The following is a 20,930-nucleotide window of genomic DNA, read 5'->3' on the forward strand; positions in this document are numbered from 1 at the left end:
CACTCGTTCCATGAGGAATTATCGTCTATAGCGATAATCGCGCTTTCGCGCATTCGTGAATGATGCCCTGGCCGATTGGCCATGTGGCAGAGGAGATATTCAATGTCATCAACCAAAGCTGCGCATCCCCCGCAGAAGGCGCCGGCTGGCGCCAGCAAGGTTCGCTATATCATCCTGGTCATGTGCTTCCTGGGCCTGACCATGAATTACCTGGACCGCGCCAATCTGAGCGTGGCCCTGCCTTATATCGACGCTGAACTGAATCTTCAGCTCACCAATGCCGAGAAAGGCCTGATCTTCGGCGCCTTTTTCTGGGCCTATGACGGAATGATGCTGATCGCCGGCTGGTTCACCGACAAGGTCGGAGCCCGGCGCTCATTTTCCATTGCCGCCGTCTGGTGGTCGATCTTCACGGCGCTGACCCCGCTTGCAACAAGTTTCTGGGGCTTCTTCGGCGTTCGTTTCGCCCTCGGCGCCGGTGAAGCGCCTGCCTATCCCAGTGCGACGAAGGCAGCATCCCGCTGGTTTCCGAGCAGCGAGCGGGCGTTCGCCACCGCGGTCATCGATTCGGGTTCGCGCGTCGGTACGGTTCTCGCCCTGCCCGTCGTCACGTCGATCATCGCGCTGACGACGTGGCACTATTCGTTCATCATTCTTGGTGCGCTTGGTCTCGTCTGGGCGGCATTCTGGTTCTGGATGTACCGCGATCCTTCCGAACATCCCCGCGCCAACGATCTCGAGCGCCAATATATCAGCGACAATGGCGGAAGGACGGAAGAGAATGACGATGCCGAGGCGGTCAAAATCCGTTGGCGGGACCTGTTCCGCTACCGCACCGTCTGGGGCATGATGATCGGCTTCTTCTGCCTGAACTTCGTCATCTACTTCTTCCTGACCTGGTTCCCGGACTATCTGAAGAATGCGCGTGGCCTGAATCTCGCCGAGCTCGGCACTCTGGGCATGCTTCCCGGATTGACGGCCGTCGTTGCCGCATGGACGGCGGGCATCTGGGCCGACCGACGCATCCGCAATGGCGCCGATGTCACCCTCGTGCGCAAGACGATCATGGTGGGCGGTCTGCTCGGTGGCGCCGCCATCCTGCCCGCCGCGTTGGTATCGTCGGTCTATTCGGCGCTGTTCTTCCTGGCGATCTCCTATAGCAGCCTGGCTGTCGCTGCCACGGCGATCTGGTCGCTTCCGGCCGACGTCGCGCCAAGCTCCCATCATGTGGCGTCTATCGGCGGCATCCAGAACTTCGCATCGAACATTGCCGGCATCATCAGCCCGTTCCTGTTCGGCTTCCTGCTCGATATGTTCAGCGGCAATTATGTCCCGTCATTCGCCATGGCTGCCGGTGTCGCCGTCATCGGTGCGTTCAACTACGCATTCGTGGTAGGTCGCGCAGAACCTCTTCCGGTGCTGAAGCCGCGCGGCTGACGGTTCGACCATACAAAGCAAAAGGGCGGCACATGCCGCCCTTTTTTGTACCGGTCGTCCGAGCTCGGCTCAGTAATCTTTTTCGAAGAACAGCCCGGCACCGGAATCGCCGTCACTGCCGACAGATCCCTTGGCCTTGAGACTGGGCGTGATGTCGAGATTGATGGTACCTTTGGTATTGCCCCCGGCACCCGCTTCCACGCCAAGATAGACATTGTCGCGAATATAGCGCCCGGCACGCACGCCGGCATTGCCCTCGCTGTCCGTCACGACATCCAGATCGTCGAGTCCGGTATTCTTGCGCAGACTATCGATAAGGGAAGAATTGGACCCGCCGGCAAGTTCCGCCGCCGCGGCCGCCAGACGTGCGATCTGCATGGGACTGAGCTCGCTGATGGAGCGATTGAAGATCAGCCGGGCCATTACCTCGTCCTGCGGCAGTTCCGGCTGAGAGGCGAAGGTGATCTGCAGGTCGGAGACCCGGCCCTTCACCATCACATTCACCGTGATGTCGCTGCTCTGCGTGGTCGCAACGAAATTGATATCCGGGTCGAGATCACCCACAAGCGTCACCTGACCTTCGGTGAAGGTGATGCGCTGGCCCAGGATCCCGAGCCGCCCGCGAATGAGTTCGAAGCCACCGACCGGCTGGATGTTTGTGGCGGGTCCTGTCAACCGGACCGAACCGCCGATTTCCGCATCGAGCCCGCGGCCACGCACGAAGATCTTGTTTGGTGCGGTTACGTTGATATCCAGCCGCACCACGCTCGGCCGTTCCGTCGGCGTCGCCACTTCGCGCTCATCGGCCTTTGCCCGCTTCAGCGTCTGTTGTACGCCTCTTGAAGGGTCCTTGTGCTTCACATCGATAACAGCGGCGGGACCGCCGAACGTCTCGGGGACGGTTATCTCCGCCCGGTCGATATTGATGTTGCCCGAGATGACCGGATCGCGCGTCAATGGGCCATTGACGCCCAATGCGCCGGTGACCGTCGCCACCACGAGATTGCCGTCGGCATAGCGCGCCTTGTCGAGGCGAATATCGATATTGGCCGAGAAGTTGGCGGCGGCATCCGTCGATATGGTTCCCGTCGCGCTGATCGTGCCGCCGGTCGAGAGCCCGGCATTCAGCGTGCGGATGGTGATCGTGGTTCCTTCCATGCTACCGAGGAGATTGATCCTCTGCAGCCGCAGATTCGCCGCGGGATCGATGATCTCCGCACCGCTGGTCGAGAACATGCCGCGCAATTGCGGCTGGGAAATACTGCCGCTGACGGCCGCCGTCACGTCGATGGTACCCTTTGCCTGCGTGCCGCGATCGGCAAGAAACCGATTGGCAAGCGACAGGGGGATCGTACCGCTCACATTTACGCCCAGGCCCGAGCCGGACAGAGGAACATCGCCGCTCGCGGTGGCGGTGAAGCCCTGAGGACCGTCTACCTTTGCCGATGTCAGGCTGAGCCGCTCATTGGCGAAGCGCCCCGCGGCGGTCAGTTGCAGCGGTGCAAGGCCCGATTCCTGCAGCGCCCGAGCCGAAATGCCAGCACCCTTGAGGTCGAACTCGGCGTTCGGCTTCTGCAGCGTTCCCGTCACACGCGCGGTACCGGTGACCTTGCCGGCAAGATTCTGATCTTTCACCAGCCCATTCAAGGCGCCGAGCGGAAGATTGGCGAGGTTTACGTCGACGCCAAGCTGTCCTTGCTTCAACGGAACCACGCCCTTGGCATAGGTGTCGATGCCGCCGTCACCGACGAGATGCGCATCCACGTTCAGCGTGTCGGTGGTGGAGCGGCCCTTGGCGTCGAGATTGAATTCGCCCAACCCGGCCTTCTTCAAGGCAGCAGCGGTGATGGCGCGGGCGTTGAGGTCGAAGTTTACGTCGGGATTGTCCTTGGTGCCGGCGATTCTGGCAGTACCATTGACTTCGCCGCCGAAGCCGAGATCCGGCTTGACGACATTGGCTATGTCGAGCGGAAGCCTCTCGATGGCGACCGAGAGATCCAGCTGTTCGGCTACGGCGCCCTTGATGGCGACCCTGCCGCGTCCGACATCGAGGAGTATGTCGCCGAATGACAGGTTACTACCCGCCACATTGATCGTTGCCGGCTGGACCAGGCGCGCCGCGACGTCGCCGCGGCTGAGTTCGGCCTGCGCCAGCGACAGGGCGAAACCGGCATCGACAGGCGCCAGAGAACCGGCCACGGACGTCCTGGCGCCATTCTTCAATGCGGCGGACGCATTGAAATTCGTCGCGTTGCCATCCTGCGAAGCGTTCGCATCGAGCGTGGTCATGTCGATGCCCGACGCAGCAACGTCCCTTGCCGTAACGGTGCCGCTGGCAGAGGGAACGTTGAAGATGTCCTGGGCTGCAAGTGCGATGTCCGCCTTTCCAACGGCGACGGCATCCGCTTTCAGGCTGTCGATCTGACCTTTTATATCCACATTCTGCTTGTCGCTATCGTGGGAGAGCGCGATCGTTGCATCGGCCTTGCCCGTCGCCTTGACCAGAAACAGCGCTGCGGCAGTGGAGACATCCGACGACGCCAGGGTCAGATTACCCTGCAGCAGGCTCTTCTTGTCCTGCATCACGTCGCCGCGCAGGCGTGTGCCACCCGCGATGAACTGCAGGTTGGTCAGCCGCTTCTCGTCCCGATGTATGGCGATTTCGGTCGCAAGGTCGGCACGGACCCCGTCGAGAAAGGCGAGGCCGGTAACCTTGCCATCCAGCGCGCCCTTGTAGAGCGTCCCATTGAAGCTCAGATCGCCTTCGGCCAGTTTCCGTTCGACCAGCCGCCCGTCCGGAACCGCCGCATTGAAGGCGATGGCGATGATATCGTTCTGGCCGCGCGCGCTTCCCTTCGCCTTCAGCGCGCCGCCGGCCTTGTCGGATATCAGCCCAAGATCGGAGAGGTTCAGCCCGAAGTCGAAATTGGCTGCGTCGCTGGCAAACGTGCCATTGGCGCTGATCTCGGTCTGGGCATTGGCAATGCGGAAGTCGCGGGCACTCAAGCCTTGTGCGCCACGCGCCAGCCCGCCGGTTATCCGGGTCTGCCCCTGCAAGAGCCGATCCGCGGCATCCGAGCCAAGCTGCATCCCGTCCGCATGGCCATCCAGAAGCAGGTCGAAGCCCGCGGTGAGCAGTTCCACCGAGCCCTTGGCATCAAGATCGATCGATCCCGCCAGATCGCGCTCTGCCAGCGCGGAGAATGGCGAAAGGCTGGATGCTTTCAGCAGGATGTCGCCGCGATAGATGAAGTCGTCGATCGTTCCGGCCAGCGACGCACTCAGACCATTGGCAGCCAGGACCGCCTGCGCCAGCTTCACCGGCTCGCCTGAACGCCAATCTCCATCGATCTTGAGCTGCACCTTGTCACCGAGAGCCTCGGCCACGTCCGCCCGCTTTGCGGTTATCCCGGCCACCTCGCCGCTGACACCATAGGTCATCGAGCGCGTCGCAGGATTGTCGATGTTTTCGGCAAGCCCCTTGGCGACGAGATTGATCGTTTTCGCCGCAACACTGTCGCTGGTGAAATTGGCTACATCCAGCGCGCCGGACCAGGCGCTGTTGTCGGTCGTGCCGAAGCCGACGGCAAGCGTAGCCTTGTCCACTGTCGTCTGCCCTCCGGCGACCGGCAGGATGACTTTCTTGCCGGTCGGATCGGCAACCGCCGCATCGATCTTCAGGCGGCGCAGAAAGCCGTCATTGGTGGTTTCCCCCATCGCTTCCAGCGACAAGGCATTGCTCTTTATGTTCAGCCTGTTGAGTGCGACGCCGCCCGCATCGCGCATGACGCCATCAGCGACCAGCGCGGTTTCATTGCCGAAGAAATCGCGGAACACGGGCGGAATGAGCGGCGCGATCTCGCCATTCAGCGTGGTGTTGAAGGCGAGGCCCGCATCCTGCCGCTCGATCTTCATTTGGCCCGTCAGCGAGCGCTGGCCCGCCGCATCGAGCGTCAACTGCAACAACAGGTCACTTACCGGCCCCGAGCCCTGCAGCGCCAACTGAACCGGCGGGCGTCCCTCGATGTTCAGGATATTGGCGATGATGCCGTTTGCGGGCTCGTTGAGATTGACGTCGAGATCGAGCTGCTGGCTCTCGTTCGCATAGGCGGCTTTGATATGGAACTCTCCGCCCGGTCCGTCCAGGCGCTTGATCTGCAGGTTCGAATCGAGCGAACCATCCTCCAGCCGGACGTTGCCGGCCAGCTCGATTTCCGATTTGAGGCCGAATACTTCCTCGCCGAAGGCGATGCGGCCGATCTGCAATTGCTGCAGGATGACCGCAAGCGGCAGTTCCGGCAGGCTGAACCCCTTTGCTTCCGGCGCGGGCAGGCTTTCATCCGGCAGCGGCCGGCGCGTGATATCGATCCGGTCGGCGGCGAGCGTATTGATGTCGAGCCTGCCGCGCAGCAGGGCGAGCCTGCTCCAGACGATGCGCGCATTGGTTATCTTCAGCCAGACGCCTTCACGATCCGCGATCGTGATGCTGCCGATGCTGGCTTCGGAGGAGAGGACGCCCTGTATGTCCGAAATGACGATCTGCCGGTTCGGCGTGGAAAGCTGTTCTTCCACGAAGCTGAGGAAATAGGACTTCTCGGCTTCCGGATTGTCCTGGGCCGGAGCTGGAACCGCGAGAAACACCAGCAGAAGCAGAGCCGACAGCGTCTTCAACGCCGTCAGCCATTTTTCCTCGATATGTTTCACAATGCCGGTCAAAATGCCTGTCCTATTCCAACGTAGAAAGCAAAACTCGGATCGTCATCGGTGCGATCGAGCGGCACGGCCACATCAAGCCGGATCGGACCCAGTCCCGTATTGTATCTTATGCCCGCACCAACGCCGAGGCGCAGATCCTCGGCGAAATCCGGAAACGACTCTTCGCCGACATAGCCGGCGTCGACAAAGCCGACCGCGCCGATCGTATCGGTGATGCGGACTCGCGCTTCAACCGAGCTCTCGATCAATGAGCGGCCGCCGATGACATAACTGTCGCCATCCCTGTCGACGTTCACGCCGATATTGCGATAGGCATAGCCGCGGACCGAGCCACCGCCACCGGCGAAGAACAGCTGGTCCGGCGGCAGTTCGGCTATCTCGGCGCCGACGATCGTGCCGAGCTTCAGGCGACCGGCGAGTACGAAGCGGTTATCCGCGCCGAAGCCGTAATAGGTTCGGCCTTCCGCCGTGAACTTGGTGGCGAAGCTGCCATACTCGAACTCATAGAACGGGGAGAGCAGCCCCTCGAGATAATAGCCGCGCGTCGCATCGACCTTGCTGTCGCGGCTGTCATAGGTCAGCCCGCCGACGAGACCCGCCGTCAGGAACTCGCGCTCACCGAAATAATCGTCTTCGAAGCGCGACTTCGATACGTTTGCGGTCAGCTTGCCTGTCAGCTCGTCGGAGAAAATATGGGTAAAGCCGGCTTCGGCCGTCACCGACGTCTGGGTATAGGCGTCGAGAACCTTGCGCTCGCCAATGATGGAAGCAATGAAATCCGTGTCCGGCGTATAGATGGCGGGCCGCGTGAAGCTGACGCCGACGGTGTAATTGTAGTCCTGCGGATCATAGGACTGCCCGCCTATGCCGCTGACCTTCGCATCCAGGCGCAGGCGCTCCGCATGGCCGAAAAGATTGCGGTGCAGCCAATAGGTCTCGAATCCGGCGCCGTCCAGCGTGGAATAACTGCCGCCTACGCCGACACGGCGCAGCTTCTGCTCCTGCACGGCAACGGTGATCGGCAGGAGACCATCATTCGTGACGGCTTCCGCTTCCTCGATCCGGGCCGAGCGGAAGACTTCCAGACGCGACAGCCGCTTCTTTGCCCGTTCGATCTCGTCCGGGTCATATTCCCGGCCGGGCTGCAGACCGGTGACGAAGGCCACGTATTCGGGATCCATGCGCTCGGTTCCGGTGACATCGGTCGGTCCGAACGCAGCCTGGCGGCCCGGATCGGCATTGATCGAGGCATCGATCGTGTTGCGGTCATGGTCGGCGGTAACGTCGCGCGAAACGATCCGGGCTTTCGGATAGCCCTGCTCGCGCCATGCGTCCACGACAAGCCGCTCCGCCCGGACAATGGCGGTGGAGCGCGCGACATCGCCCTGGCGATAACCCTCGTCCTGCGGCAGTTCAACGACATCCTTGGGGTCTGTCGGTGGCGGGGCGACATTCCGGATACGTGCCGAGGCAAAGAGGAATTGCGGCCCGGGATCGACGGAAATAACGACAGGCGCCGGGTCGGAAAGCTCGGCATCCGGAGGAATGTCGCTGGCCTCGCGACCATCGACCTTGATGCTGATCGTTCCGCCATAGCGGCCATCGGCGTAGAGCGCACCAAGGATACGCCTATAGTCGCCGCGCGCCTTGGCAAGGAGGCCAGCCGCGCCCGAAGCAGGCTTTTCCTTGTCGGCCGCGAGACCGGAAGCGCCCTCGATCAATTTCACCGTTTCCTCGGGAGCGCCAGGAGCGATCTCGACCGTATATTTCTGGGGGTCGGCGATGACCGCGTCTTCGTCCGCCTCCTTCTTTTCACCCCAGAGGTGAATCCCGAAAAGCTCGAACGCGGTAGCGGGCGATACAAGTGCTGTGCAAGCCAGCAAAACGGCACCAAGCAGACTGGCCTGTGGGCGCTTGAAGTCCATCAACCAGCAAATTCCCTACGCAAAACACCACGAAAAACTGCAGATCGACTGCAGTCGCTAAAATTCACCTCTCGGCATTAAGAAAACGATAACATGCTGCATCGTGCCGGGCCAACCCGCAAAGCTCGGCCCGCCCGCCCCATAGGCCGCCCTTGTGGCACCGCGGCCACAATATCCGACCCATTCAGCATCACTTTTCTTGGCATTCTGCAATATTTGCCGTTTCCGCCACGACATTTGGGCGATTGGCCCGAACACAATAGATTGCGCTGCATTTCCAAGCCAAATAGGCTAATGGACCAGCAAATAGTTTCGCGTCGGAGATAAGTATGAAACCCGTATTCCTGCAACTCCAGTGTTTTCCCGGCAAGACCTACACGGTTGCGGCTGAACTTTACGAACGTGAGATCGTGTCGGAACTCTATTCCACCAGCGGCGACTACGACCTCCTGATGAAGATCTACATTCCCGAAGGCCAGGACGTGGGAAAATTCATCAATGACAATGTGCTGGACATACAGGGTATTGCGCGATCGCTGACCACCATGACCTTCACCGCCTTCTGAATAAAGGAAATATTCGCAGCCGAGACATTACGCCCCGTTTCATGCGGTCATTCGATGTCTTATGTAACAAGTGCAACAAAAGAACCGCATTTGCGCAACATAATGCCAATCTTTGCCAGAGAGACGGCCGTGGCGTAAACTGCTGCTGAGATAATATCGGGATAATCGAAAAATGCCTCCTTATCGCTCAAGAACGACTACACACGGCCGCAATATGGCTGGAGCCCGCGGGCTCTGGCGCGCCACCGGAATGAAAGATGGGGATTTCGGCAAGCCGATTATCGCGGTGGTGAATTCGTTCACGCAGTTCGTTCCAGGCCACGTGCATCTCAAGGACCTCGGCCAGCTGGTGGCGCGCGAGATCGAGAGCGCCGGCGGCGTTGCCAAGGAGTTCAACACGATCGCCGTCGATGACGGTATCGCGATGGGCCATGACGGCATGCTCTATTCGCTGCCGAGCCGCGAGATCATCGCCGACAGCGTCGAATATATGGTCAATGCGCACTGCGCCGATGCCATGGTCTGCATCTCCAATTGCGACAAGATCACCCCCGGCATGCTGATGGCTGCGCTTCGGCTCAACATTCCGGTCGTTTTCGTCTCGGGCGGCCCGATGGAAGCGGGCAAGGTGGTCTGGGAGGACAAGGAGAAAAAGCTCGACCTGGTCGATGCCATGGTCGCCGCTGCCGATGACCGTATCTCGGATGAGGAAGTTACGGCCATCGAGCGTTCCGCCTGCCCGACCTGCGGCTCATGCTCCGGCATGTTCACAGCCAATTCGATGAACTGCCTGACGGAAGCTCTCGGCCTTTCGCTCCCGGGCAATGGGTCGACGCTGGCGACGCATGCCGATCGGCGCCGGCTTTTCGTCGAGGCCGGCCATCTCATCGTCGATCTGGCCCGGCGCTATTACGAGCAGGACGACGAAACGGCCCTGCCCCGTACCATCGCCAGCTTTGCGGCCTTCGAAAACGCCATGACGCTCGACATCGCCATGGGCGGCTCGACCAATACGGTGCTGCACCTACTGGCCGCCGCCCATGAGGGCGAAGTCGATTTCACCATGAGCGATATCGACCGCCTGTCGCGGCGGGTTCCGGTGCTGTGCAAGGTCGCTCCCGCCGTGGCCAATGTCCACATGGAAGACGTGCATCACGCCGGCGGCATCATGGCCATCCTCGGCGAACTCGATCGTGCGGGCCTTCTGGATACATCGGTCTATTCCGTCCATTCCGCAAATCTCGGTGCCGCGCTCGACCGTTGGGACGTCATGCGCACGAAGAGTGCTTCGGTGCACGATTTCTACAAGGCTGCACCCGGCGGCGTGCCGACGCAGGTCGCCTTCAGTCAGGAGCGTCGCTTCGATTCTGTCGATCTGAATCGCGAGACGGGCGTCATCCGCGATGCCGAACATGCCTATTCGAAGGATGGCGGCCTGGCGGTGCTCTACGGCAACCTTGCCGAGGACGGCTGTATCGTCAAGACCGCGGGCGTCGACGAGTCCATTCTCAAATTCTCCGGACCGGCGCGCATCTTCGAAAGCCAGGACAGTGCCGTCCTCGGCATATTGAACGGTGGCGTAGCGCCGGGAGATATCGTGCTGATCCGCTACGAGGGTCCGCGCGGCGGCCCCGGCATGCAGGAAATGCTCTATCCGACGAGCTATCTGAAATCGAAGGGCCTCGGCAAGGCCTGTGCGCTGATCACCGATGGCCGTTTCTCGGGTGGATCGTCGGGCCTCTCCATCGGTCACGTCTCTCCCGAAGCCGCGGAAGGCGGGCTGATCGGTCTGGTCGAGGAAGGCGATATCATCGATATCGACATTCCGAACCGCAAGATCCACCTCGCGGTCGACGACGCGATCATTGCCGAGCGCCGCGCTGCCATGGAAGCCAAGGGAACGGCGGCCTGGAAGCCGGCGGAAAAGCGCAAGCGCAAGGTGACGACGGCATTGCGCGCCTATGGCGCAATGGCGACAAGTGCCGCGCGCGGCGCCGTGCGCCAGATTCCCGATCATTGGGAATAATCAGACGGATGCAGCCCCTCGAACCGAAGGGCTGCACCGGTCCGCTACTTGATGGCGTCGGTGACCTTGGTGGTCCAGGCGCCTTCCGGCTTCTTGGTGATCACCGGATCGGAACCGCCTTCCAATAGGGTCTCGACCGTACGTTCTGCCGCCGCGACGTCCAGCACGCCATCCGAGCCCTCGGTCAGCTTGTTTATCTCGGCGACCATGCGCTTCTGGTGCTTTTCCGTCTGCGCACCGCTCGCATCGTTTTCAAGCACGATATCCGCCGCCTCGTCCGGGTTGGCGCGCGCATACTCCCAGCCCTTCATCGAGGCCTTGACGAAACGGGCAAGCTTTTCGACCATTGCGGGATCATCGATGCTCTTCTGCAGGACGTAGAGGCCGTCCTCGAGCGTCGCCACCTTCTCGTCCTCATATTTGAACGTGACGAGCTGATCGGCCGGGATGCCCGCATCGATGACTTGCCAATATTCATTATAGGTCATGGTCGAGATGCAGTCCGCCTGCTTCTGAATGAGCGGGTCGACGTTGAAACCCTGCTTCAGCACGGTAACCCCGTCCGGCCCGCCATCGGTCTTCAGTCCGAGATGGCTCATCCACGACAGGAACGGATATTCATTGCCGCCGAACCAGACGCCCAGCGTCTTGCCCTTGAAGTCTTCCGGCTTGGTGATCCCGGTCTCCTTGCGGCAGGTCAGCATCATGCCGGAGCGCTTGAACGGCTGGGCGATATTGACGAGCGGAAGGCCCTTTTCGCGCGTGGCCAGCGCCGATGGCATCCAGTCCACGACCACGTCGGCGCCGCCGCCCGCAATCACCTGGGGCGGGGCGACATCCGGGCCGCCCGGCTTGATTTCGACCTCGAGACCGGCCTCCTCGTAGAAGCCCTTGTCCTTTGCCACATAGTAGCCCGCGAACTGGCCCTGCGTGACCCATTTCAGCTGCAATGTCAGCTTGTCCGCCGCAAACGCCGTGCCCGCAGCCATCACCATGGCGAGGGCGACCCCCGACGACAATCCGATTATCCTTTTCATGTTTTCGTTCTCCTCTGTTTTTGTTTTTAGGTTCGGTAAGAAGGATGCCAGAAGGTGACGGCGCGCTCGACCAGCGTGATCAGCCCGTAGGACAGCGAGCCGGCGAGCGCCGCAACGAATATCTCGGCCCAGACCATGTCGACATTCATGCGGCCGACTTCCGCCGAAATGCGGAACCCCATGCCGACGATGGGCGAACCGAAGAATTCCGCGACGATGGCGCCGATAAGGGCGAGCGTCGAATTGATCTTCAGGGCGTTGAAGATGAAGGGCATCGCGGCGGGCAGGCGCAGTTTCACCAGTGTCTGCCAGTAACTCGACCCGTATGTCCGCATCAGGTCGCGCTCCATCGCGCCAGACGCGGCAAGTCCGGCGACGGTATTCACCAGCATCGGAAAGAAGGTCATGATAACCACGACAGCCGCCTTTGACTGCCAGTAGGAGCCGAACCACATGACCATGATCGGGGCGATGCCGACAACCGGAAGAGCGGCGACGAGATTGCCGATCGGCAACAGGCCGTTGCGCAGGAACGGAACCCGATCGACGATTATGGCGGCGACGAACCCGGCGCCGCAGCCCATGGCATAGCCTGCGAGCGCTGCCTTCAGATAGGTCTGCTGAAAATCGGCCCAGAGCGTCGGAACCGAGGCGGCAATGCGTGAAGCGATCATCGACGGCGGCGGCAGAAGGATCGTCGGTACGCCAAAGCCTCGCACGACAAGCTCCCAGAGGATCAGCAGCCAGGCGCCGAACAGCAGCGGCAGGGCGAGATTCACCAGCTTCTGCAATTGCCGCGACGTAACGGTAAATTCCGCAAGGCGCTGCACGGCGAGCCATGCCAGCAGCCATGCCGCAACGACCATGCACCAATAGCCAAGCAGCGGCGGCGCTGCAGCAAACGAGGAAAGCATGCCAAGCAGCATGAACGCGCCGACATGCACCAGCAGAAGCAGGGCGACGAGCGAAAACGTCGAGCGGGCAACGAAGACGGCAACCGCGGCAGCGACGAATATCACGGTCGGCGCCATCTGCGCGAGCACGCCGCCATCGCCGCCCGCCGGCAGGATCAGCCCGCCGAGGGCCAGCAACAGCGACAGGATGGCGAGCGGCGAACGTTTCACGAGCGTACTCCCATCCGGCGGTTGACCAGACTGCCGACAATTCCGATCAGGCTGACGAGCACCGCAGCCATGAGAGCCGCTGCGATCAGGGCCGCCCAGATCTGCACCGTCTGGCCGTAATAGGAGCCCGCCAGAAGACGGGCGCCGATACCTGCGACCGCTCCGGTGGGGAGCTCGCCGACGATCGCGCCGACAAGGCTGATCGCCACGGCGATCTTCATCGAAGTGAAGAGGTAGGGCATCGACGCTGGCCAGCGCAGCTTCCAGAATATCTGGCTGCGCGAAGCATTATAGGTGCGCATCAGGTCGAGATGCATGATTTCGGGCGAGCGCAGGCCCTTTACCATCCCGACGGCCACCGGGAAAAACGAAAGATAGGTCGAAATGATCGCTTTCGGCAGGAGGCCGGTAATATTGACCGCGTTGAGGACGACGATGATCATCGGTGCGATGGCGAGGATCGGCACGGTCTGCGAAGTGATGATCCATGGCATCAGGCTCTTGTCCAATGTGCGGGAATGGACGATGGCGACGGCGAGCAATATTCCGAGCAGGGTCCCGAGCACGAAACCGAGGAGCGTGGAGGAGAGGGTCACGGCGCCGTGATAGACCAGGCTGCGCTTGGACGTCGGCCGTAGATCGAACACGGTCTTGCGTATCTCCTCCGCCACCTGGTGCGGCGCCGGCAGCACCGGCCGCTCCTGCCACATCGTATTGTGCAGGAGTTGGCTGGTGGCGATCGTCGTCCCGGCGCGAGCCGCCTGATCACGCTCGAAAGGGGCATTGAGGACGACGGAAAAGACGTACCACAAGGCGATGATTACCAGCAGAATGGTACCGACAGGAATTACCCTGTCGAAACAGAACTGGACGATGGGGCCCCGCGCTTCGGTCATGAGGCACCCCTTGCCGCTATCCGCTCAACCCCGCCGCGGGAGCATGGATCGGCGATCTTGCATGTTCCCGCGTTCGACATCACGCATGGACCTCGTCGTAGGAATGGCCGTGCCGCAACCCCTCGCGGACGCGGTGCGCGATCTCCAGAAATTTAGGCGTCTCGCGGATGTCGAGCGGGCGCTCGGCACCAAGATCGCAGTCGATGATCTCGTGGATCCGACCCGGCCTCGGGCTCATGACCACGATCTTCGTCGACAGGAAGACTGCCTCCGGGATGGAATGGGTGACGAAAATGACTGTCTTCTGCGTCTTCGCCCAAAGTTTCAGCAATTGTTCGTTGAGATGATCGCGGACGATCTCGTCCAGCGCGCCGAAAGGCTCGTCCATCAGGAGCAGGTCCGGATCGAACGAAAGCGCCCGCGCGATGGAGGCCCGCTGCTGCATGCCGCCCGACAACTGCCAGGGAAACTTCTTCTCGAATCCGGACAGGTTGACGAGTTCGAGATTGCGCGCAATGCGCTGGCGCCGCTCCTCCTTCGATATGCCCATCACTTCCAGCGGCAGCGAGATATTGCCGCTGATGGTGCGCCAGGGATAGAGCGCCGCCGCCTGAAAAACATAGCCATAGGCGCGCTTTTCCCGCGCCTCGGACGGGCTCATGCCATTGACCGTGATCGCGCCGGATGTCGGCTGTTCCAGATCGGCTATGACGCGCAGCAGGGTTGTCTTGCCGCAGCCGGAGGGGCCGATGAACGAGACGAATTCCCCTGCTTCCACCTCGAGGTCGATATTCGACAGGGCATTGACCGGCCCGTCACTGGTCTGGAAGACCAGCGACAAATCCTTCACCTCGATGACATTGCGCCTCGCCAAATCCGCCGCCGCCCTCGTCTTCTGCTGTAATGCAACGACAGCCATCATACGCCTGCCGGTATGTTGTTCGGATCGCGCTCCACCTTACGTGGAGCCGTCAGTTCTTTCCATGCCGACAGGGCGCGATTGGCGGAAGGATTGGCCTCGCGTTCGATGAAGCGCCCGCTACCCGTCGGCGCGACGACCTCGCCGTCCCGATAGGCGATACGGCCGCGCGAGAGCGTCATCTTCGGTAGGCCTGTCACTTCGATACCCTCGAACACATTGTAGTCGATCGCCGATTTCTGCGTGCTGGCCGAGATCGTTTTCGTGGCATTCGGGTCCCAGATGACGATATCGGCATCCGATCCGGGCAGGATCGCGCCTTTTCTGGGGTAGATATTCAGGATCTGCGCAATATTCGTCGAGGTCGCGGCGACAAACTCATTGGGCGTCAGACGCCCCGTCCTGACGCCCTTGGTCCAGAGTACCGGCATCCGGTCCTCCAGCCCTCCCGTCCCGTTCGGTATCCTGGTGAAATCACCGACGCCGAAACGCTTCTGCTCGGTCGTGAAGGCGCAATGATCCGTGGCCACCACCTGAAGACTGCCGGAGGAAAGGCCGGCCCAAAGGCTGTTCTGATTGGCCTTGTCGCGGAAGGGCGGCGACATCACGCGCCGTGCGGCATAGTCCCAGTCCTCGTTCCGATATTCACTCTCGTCGAGGACAAGATGCTGGATCAGCGGCTCGCCAAAGACGCGCATGCCCTTGGCGCGGGCGCGGCGGATCGCTTCATGCGACTGCTCGCAGGAAACATGCACCACATAGAGCGGTACGCCGGCCTGGTCGGCGATCATGATGGCGCGGTTGGTGGCCTCGCCCTCGATCTCCGGCGGCCGCGAATAGCCATGCGCTTCGGGTCCGGTATTGCCCTCGGCCAGCAGCTTTTGCTGGAGATGCGCCACCACGTCGCCATTCTCGGCATGGACCAGCGGCATGGCGCCGATCTCGGCGCAGCGCAGGAACGATGCAAACATCTCGTCGTCATCGACCATCAGGGCGCCCTTATAGGCCATGAAATGCTTGAAGGTGTTGATGCCCCGCTCGACGACTTTCGGCATCTCGTCGAACACCTGCTGGTTCCAGCCGGTGATGGCCATGTGGAACGAATAATCCGTCCGGGCCTTGCCCGCCTTCTGGAACCAATCCTGCAATGCCGCCAGCAGGCCGTCCTGTCCGGGCAGGACGAAATCCACCACCATCGTCGTGCCGCCGGCAAGGGCGGCGGCGGTTCCCGTATCGAAATCATCGGTCGAATGGGTACCCATGAACGGCATTTCGAGATGGGTGTGGGGATCGATGCCGCCGGGCATCAGATAGCAGCCGGAAGCGTCGATGACGTCGCCGCCCGAAAGATCGGGACCAATGGCAGCGATCGTTTCGCCCTCGATGAGGACGTCCGCCTTGTAGGTGCGGTCCGCGGCGATGATGGTCCCGCCCTTTATCACTTGCTTGAGCATTGTTCGTTCCCCTTTTTTGGTCTTGTGCCGAACGCGTGCCAGATCGTAGCTCAGCCCGTCACGTCACGATCTCCGCCTTGTCGAGAACCGCGTGCAGCAGAACGTCGGCGCCTGCGGCCGCCCATTCCTTGGAAATTTCCTCATCCTCATTATGGCTGAGACCGTCGACGCAAGGGCACATCACCATCGCCGTCGGCGCGACGCGGTTGATCCAGCAGGCGTCATGGCCGGCGCCGGAGACGATATTGCGATGGGAATAGCCCAGCCTCTCGGCGGCATTGCGCACCGCCGTGACGCAGCCCTCATCGAAGGTCACCGGATCGAAATGACCGGCTTCCTCGATGTCGATGCCGAGACCGAGCTCCCTGGCTATTGCGGGAGCCCTCGATTCGATTTCGGATTTCATCGCCGTCAGCGTCGCGAGGTCGGGCGAACGGATATCGATCGTGAAGACGACCTTGCCCGGGATGACATTGCGCGAATTCGGGTAGACATCGACATGGCCGATAGCGCCCACCGCATTCGGCTGGTGCTTCATGGCCACCTCATGCACAAGTTCGGTGATGCGGGCGAGACCGAGACCGGCATTGCGGCGCATCGGCATGGGCGTCGAGCCGGTATGGCTCTCCTTGCCGGTGAGAGTGACCTGCAGCCACCAGAGGCCCTGGCCGTGGGTGACGACGCCGATATCCTTGCCTTCGGCCTCCAGGATCGGCCCTTGTTCGATATGAAGCTCGAACAGCGCGTGCATCTTGCGCGCGCCGACCTTCTCGGCACCCTTCCAGCCAATGCGCTCGAGCTCATCGCCGAATTTCTTGCCCTTGGCATCCTCGCGGCCGAGGGCCCAGTCCTCCTCGTGGACGCCGGCGAAAACGCCGGACGCCAACATCGCGGGGGCAAAGCGCGTGCCTTCCTCATTGGTCCAATTGACCACGACGATCGGATGTTTGGTCCTGATATTGAGGTCATCGAGCGTGCGGACGAGTTCGAGCCCGCCCAGGACGCCGAGCACGCCATCATATTTGCCGCCGGTCGGTTGCGTATCGAGATGGCTGCCGACATAGACGGGCAACGCTTCCGGGTCCGTTCCCGCACGCGTGAAGAACATGTTGCCCATGGTATCGACGCCCATGGTCAAACCGGACTTTTCGCACCAGGACTGGAAAAGGCGGCGACCTTCGCCATCCTCGTCCGTCAGGGTCTGCCGGTTATTGCCGCCACGCAGGCCGGGGCCGATCTTGGCCATGTCCATCAGGCTGTCCCAGAGACGGTCGCTGTTTATCCTGAGATTTCCGGTCAGAGCCATATCGCGCCTTCCCTGGACTAAGCGAGATTTTTCAGCACGTCGGCAAGGCTGTCGAAAAGATGGTCGATCTGACCTTTGCTGATCGTCAAGGGCGGCGACAGGGCGATGATGTCGCCCGTCGTGCGGATCAGTATTCCGCGCTCATAGGCATCGAGAAACGCCTGGAACGCCCGCTTGGTCGGAGCACCTTCGATGGGTTGAAGCTCGACGGCGCCGATAAGGCCGAGATTGCGGATATCGATGACATGCGGCAGGCCCTTGAGCGCGTGCAGGCCATCCGCCCAATAATCCGAAAGCTCGGAAGCGCGCGTCAGCAACCCTTCTTCCTCATAGGTGTCGAGCGTCGCCAGTGCGGCGGCGCAGGCGACGGGATGGCCGGAATAGGTATAGCCATGGAATAGCTCGATCAGATTTTCCGGGCCGGTCATGAAGGCATTGTAGATCTCGCTGGAGGCGAAGACCGCTCCCATGGGAATGACGCCGCTGGTGATGCCCTTTGCCGTGGTGACAAGATCGGGAACGACGCCGAAATAATCCACGGCAAACGGCGCGCCGAGGCGGCCAAATCCGGTGATGACCTCATCGAAGATCAGCAGGATGTCGTTCTTGGTGCAGATCTCGCGCAGCCGCTTCAGATAGCCCTTCGGCGGAATGAGCACGCCCGTCGAGCCTGCGACGGGCTCGACGATGACCGCGGCGATGTTCGAGGCATCGTGAAGCGCAATGACGCGCTCGAGATCGTCGGCGAACTCTACGCCATGTTCAGGCTCGCCGCGGGTATAGGCATTGCGCGCCAGATCGTGGGTATGGCGGATATGGTCGATGCCGCCGAGTGCATTGCCGAAGGTCTTGCGATTGCCGGAAATGCCGCCGACGGAAATGCCGCCGAAGCCGACGCCGTGATAGCCTCGTTCACGCCCGATCAGCTTGACCTTGGTGCCATTGCCCTTGGCCCGGTGATAGGCGAGCGCGATCTTGAGCGCGGTATCGACGGATTCGGAACCTGAATTGGTGAAGAACACATGATCGAGCGGCGAAGGCAGCATGGCGGCGAGACGGGCTGCAAGCTCGAAGGCCTTCGGGTGGCCCATCTGGAACGCCGGCGCGTAGTCGAGTTCGGCGACCTGTTTCTGCACCGCTTCGACGATCCTCGGGCGGCCGTGGCCGGCATTGCAGCACCAGAGGCCGGCCGTTCCATCGAGGATTTCACGACCATCCTGAGACTGGTAGTGCATGTCCTTTGCGCTGACGAGGAGGCGCGGGTTCTGCTTGAACTGCCGATTGGCCGAGAACGGCATCCAGAACGCTTCGAGATTATTCGTTGCCAATGCCGACTTCAGCATGTGACTTGCCTCCTTCAGGCGGACGTTGCCGCTTTTGTGTTCCCGAATGATTGAGCATGAGCGCAATCAAAAACTTGACTACTTGGTCAAAATGCAGGCTAGAAGAGCGTATGAAGGCGGTCAAGCGCTTTGTATGGGTTTCTCGCCGCCCCATGGCACTGAGTATTTGCCATTTTGTCGCGGGGCGAAAAGGGGTTGAGGCATGGCGAAAGCTGCAAGGCGGAAAACGGAGCAACTGCCGGAAAAGACGACCCGGATCCAGGAGATAAATCGCCGCCTGATCCTGGACGCGGCGCTAGAGATTTTTTCCACCTATGGTTTTCGCGGCACGACCATAGACCAGATCGCCGACAAGGCTGGCATGTCGAAGCCCAACCTGCTCTATTATTTTCCGCGCAAGCAGAACATCTATGTCACGCTGCTCGAAGAGACGTTGGCGGAGTGGCTCTCACCCCTCGCGGAGATCGATGCGGACGGCGATCCGATCGAACAATTGCGCAAATACATCACCGCCAAGATCAAAATGTCGGAAAGCCATCCGGAGGCATCGCGGCTATTCGCCAATGAGGTCCTGCACGGAGCGCCCGCGATCGGCGAATTCCTGACGAAACACCTCAAGCCCCTGGTAGAAGAAAAGGCCGCGATCATCCGCACCTGGGTCGGTGCAGGCAAGCTCGCCCCGATCGATCCCTTCCACCTCATCTTCATGATCTGGGCGACGACACAGCACTATGCCGATTTCGACGTGCAGGTGCGCGCGATCATGGGAAGCCAGGTTGGCCGGCCGGGATTCCGCGAACAGACCGCGCAGGCAGTCCTGACCATCATCCTCAACGGCATCCGGCCGCGCAGCTAGCTTGCGGCGGGACTACTCCGCCGCGACCTTCGCCATCGGATTGTTGGGATGCGTCGTCCAATTGGCGTAATCGGGCGTGATGGGCTGCTTGGTGCGCGGATCGACGCCGGCGAGCATCGGCACCATGTCGATGCAATTCTCCACCGGGCATACATTGACGCAGAGATTGCACCCGACGCATTCCTCGTCGATCACTTCGAAATGCCGCACGCCATCGACCATCGATGTAATGGCCTGGTGGGACGTGTCCTCACAGGCGATATGGCACCGGCCGCATTTGATGCAGAGGTCCTGGTCGATATGGGCCTTCGTGACGTAGTTCAGGTTGAGATACTGCCAGTCCGTCACATTGGGCACGGCTAGCCCGCGGAAATCCTCTATCGTGCGCAAGCCGCGCGAATCCATCCAGTCGGATAGGCCTGAGATCATCTCCTGGACCACCTTGAATCCGTAGGTCATGGCAGCCGTACAGACCTGGACATTGCCGCAACCGAGAGCAATGAACTCGGCTGCGTCGCGCCATGTCGTGATGCCGCCGATGCCGGAAATCGGCAGGCCCCGCGTTTCAGGGTCGCGGGCGATTTCCGCCACCATGTTCAGCGCGATCGGCTTGACCGCGGGGCCGCAATAACCGCCATGGGAACCCCGGCCGTCGATGGATGGCGTCGGTGAGAAATTGTCGAGATCGACCGACACGATGGAATTGATGGTGTTGATGAGGGAAACAGCATCCGTGCCGCCCGCCCGGGCAGCCCGCGCCGGCTTGCGGATATCGGTAATGTTCGGCGTCAGCTTGGTTATCACCGGCATCCGTGAATATTGCTTGCACCAGCGCACCACCATCTCGATATATTCGGGCACCTGGCCGACCGCCGCGCCCATGCCGCGCTCGGACATGCCATGGGGGCAGCCGAAATTGAGCTCGATGCCGTCCGCGCCGGTTTCTTCAACGCGCGGAAGGATCGCCTTCCACGCATTCTCCTCGCACGGAACCATGATCGAAGCGATGATCGCCCGGTCGGGCCACCTCTTCTTGACCTCCGTCATTTCCCGCAGGTTCACTTCAAGCGGCCGATCGGTAATCAGTTCGATATTGTTCAGGCCGAGCAAACGACGGTCGGGACCATGAATCGCGCCATAGCGCGGCCCATTGACGTTGACGACCGGCGGACCCTCCTCGCCGAGCGTTTTCCAGACGACTCCGCCCCAACCGGCCTTGAAGGCGCGTTCGACATTGTAGGCCTTGTCTGTCGGCGGCGCCGAGGCCAGCCAGAACGGGTTTGGAGATTTGATGCCAAGAAAGTTCGATGTGAGGTCGGCCATGG

At 61.2% G+C, this 20,930-nt stretch carries 14 protein-coding genes; 4 read left to right on the plus strand and 10 right to left on the minus strand.

What is annotated here, in order from left to right; translation table 11 throughout:
• The first annotated feature begins 102 nt into the window (after positions 1–102).
• Positions 103–1,437 carry an MFS transporter gene (locus M8997_RS08235; RefSeq protein ID WP_250019032.1) on the plus strand — a complete coding sequence of 445 codons (1,335 nt, stop codon included), beginning with the start codon at positions 103–105 and terminating at the stop codon, positions 1,435–1,437.
• Positions 1,438–1,506: 69 nt separating this feature from the next.
• Here M8997_RS08235 and M8997_RS08240 read toward each other — a convergent pair whose 3' ends face one another.
• A complete protein-coding gene (locus tag M8997_RS08240) occupies positions 1,507–6,009 on the minus strand; it encodes a translocation/assembly module TamB domain-containing protein (RefSeq protein ID WP_250019113.1) in 4,503 nt (1,500 codons plus the stop codon).
• A gap of 140 nt (positions 6,010–6,149) precedes the next feature.
• A complete protein-coding gene (locus M8997_RS08245; RefSeq protein WP_250019033.1) occupies positions 6,150–8,078 on the minus strand; it encodes an autotransporter assembly complex family protein in 1,929 nt (642 codons plus the stop codon).
• Between the two features lie 329 nt (positions 8,079–8,407).
• On the opposite strand from M8997_RS08245, the gene M8997_RS08250 reads away from it, so the two are divergent.
• Both M8997_RS08250 and ilvD read left to right on the plus strand, forming a co-directional pair.
• Positions 8,408–8,644, plus strand: a complete 237-nt coding sequence (locus M8997_RS08250) for an Lrp/AsnC ligand binding domain-containing protein (protein ID WP_250019034.1) — start codon at positions 8,408–8,410, stop codon at positions 8,642–8,644.
• Between the two features lie 172 nt (positions 8,645–8,816).
• On the plus strand, positions 8,817–10,670 hold the full coding sequence (gene ilvD, locus M8997_RS08255; RefSeq protein WP_250019035.1) for a dihydroxy-acid dehydratase: 1,854 nt from the start codon (positions 8,817–8,819) through the stop codon (positions 10,668–10,670).
• A 44-nt stretch (positions 10,671–10,714) separates the two neighbouring features.
• Here the strand turns inward: ilvD and M8997_RS08260 are convergent, their stop codons facing one another.
• The 7 genes from M8997_RS08260 to M8997_RS08290 form a co-directional block, all read right to left on the minus strand.
• A complete protein-coding gene (locus M8997_RS08260) occupies positions 10,715–11,707 on the minus strand; it encodes an ABC transporter substrate-binding protein (protein WP_250019036.1) in 993 nt (330 codons plus the stop codon).
• Between the two features lie 26 nt (positions 11,708–11,733).
• Entirely contained in the window at positions 11,734–12,831 is a 1,098-nt protein-coding gene (locus M8997_RS08265) for an ABC transporter permease subunit (RefSeq protein WP_250019037.1), read from the minus strand.
• Positions 12,828–13,727 (minus strand): ABC transporter permease, encoded by a 900-nt coding sequence (locus M8997_RS08270; protein WP_250019038.1) that lies wholly within the window; start codon positions 13,725–13,727, stop codon positions 12,828–12,830. Before M8997_RS08270 ends, M8997_RS08265 begins: the two co-directional genes overlap by 4 nt.
• 79 nt (positions 13,728–13,806) lie before the next feature.
• On the minus strand, positions 13,807–14,646 hold the full coding sequence (locus M8997_RS08275; RefSeq protein ID WP_250019039.1) for an ABC transporter ATP-binding protein: 840 nt from the start codon (positions 14,644–14,646) through the stop codon (positions 13,807–13,809).
• Positions 14,646–16,100: a dihydropyrimidinase gene (gene hydA / locus M8997_RS08280; RefSeq protein ID WP_250019040.1), complete on the minus strand. Its 1,455-nt coding sequence runs from the start codon at positions 16,098–16,100 to the stop codon at positions 14,646–14,648. The genes M8997_RS08275 and hydA overlap by 1 nt, the downstream gene beginning before the upstream one ends.
• Positions 16,101–16,158: 58 nt before the next feature.
• A complete protein-coding gene (locus tag M8997_RS08285) occupies positions 16,159–17,406 on the minus strand; it encodes a Zn-dependent hydrolase (protein ID WP_250019041.1) in 1,248 nt (415 codons plus the stop codon).
• A 17-nt stretch (positions 17,407–17,423) separates the two neighbouring features.
• Positions 17,424–18,749: an aspartate aminotransferase family protein gene (locus M8997_RS08290; protein WP_250019042.1), complete on the minus strand. Its 1,326-nt coding sequence runs from the start codon at positions 18,747–18,749 to the stop codon at positions 17,424–17,426.
• Between the two features lie 202 nt (positions 18,750–18,951).
• On the opposite strand from M8997_RS08290, the gene rutR reads away from it, so the two are divergent.
• On the plus strand, positions 18,952–19,605 hold the full coding sequence (gene rutR, locus M8997_RS08295; RefSeq protein WP_250019043.1) for an HTH-type transcriptional regulator RutR: 654 nt from the start codon (positions 18,952–18,954) through the stop codon (positions 19,603–19,605).
• Between the two features lie 12 nt (positions 19,606–19,617).
• Here the strand turns inward: rutR and preA are convergent, their stop codons facing one another.
• On the minus strand, positions 19,618–20,928 hold the full coding sequence (preA, locus tag M8997_RS08300; protein ID WP_250019044.1) for an NAD-dependent dihydropyrimidine dehydrogenase subunit PreA: 1,311 nt from the start codon (positions 20,926–20,928) through the stop codon (positions 19,618–19,620).
• Between the last annotated feature and the right edge of the window lie 2 nt (positions 20,929–20,930).

The sequence above is a fragment of the Phyllobacterium sp. 21LDTY02-6 genome, assembly GCF_023554255.2.
GTDB lineage: Bacteria > Pseudomonadota > Alphaproteobacteria > Rhizobiales > Rhizobiaceae > Phyllobacterium.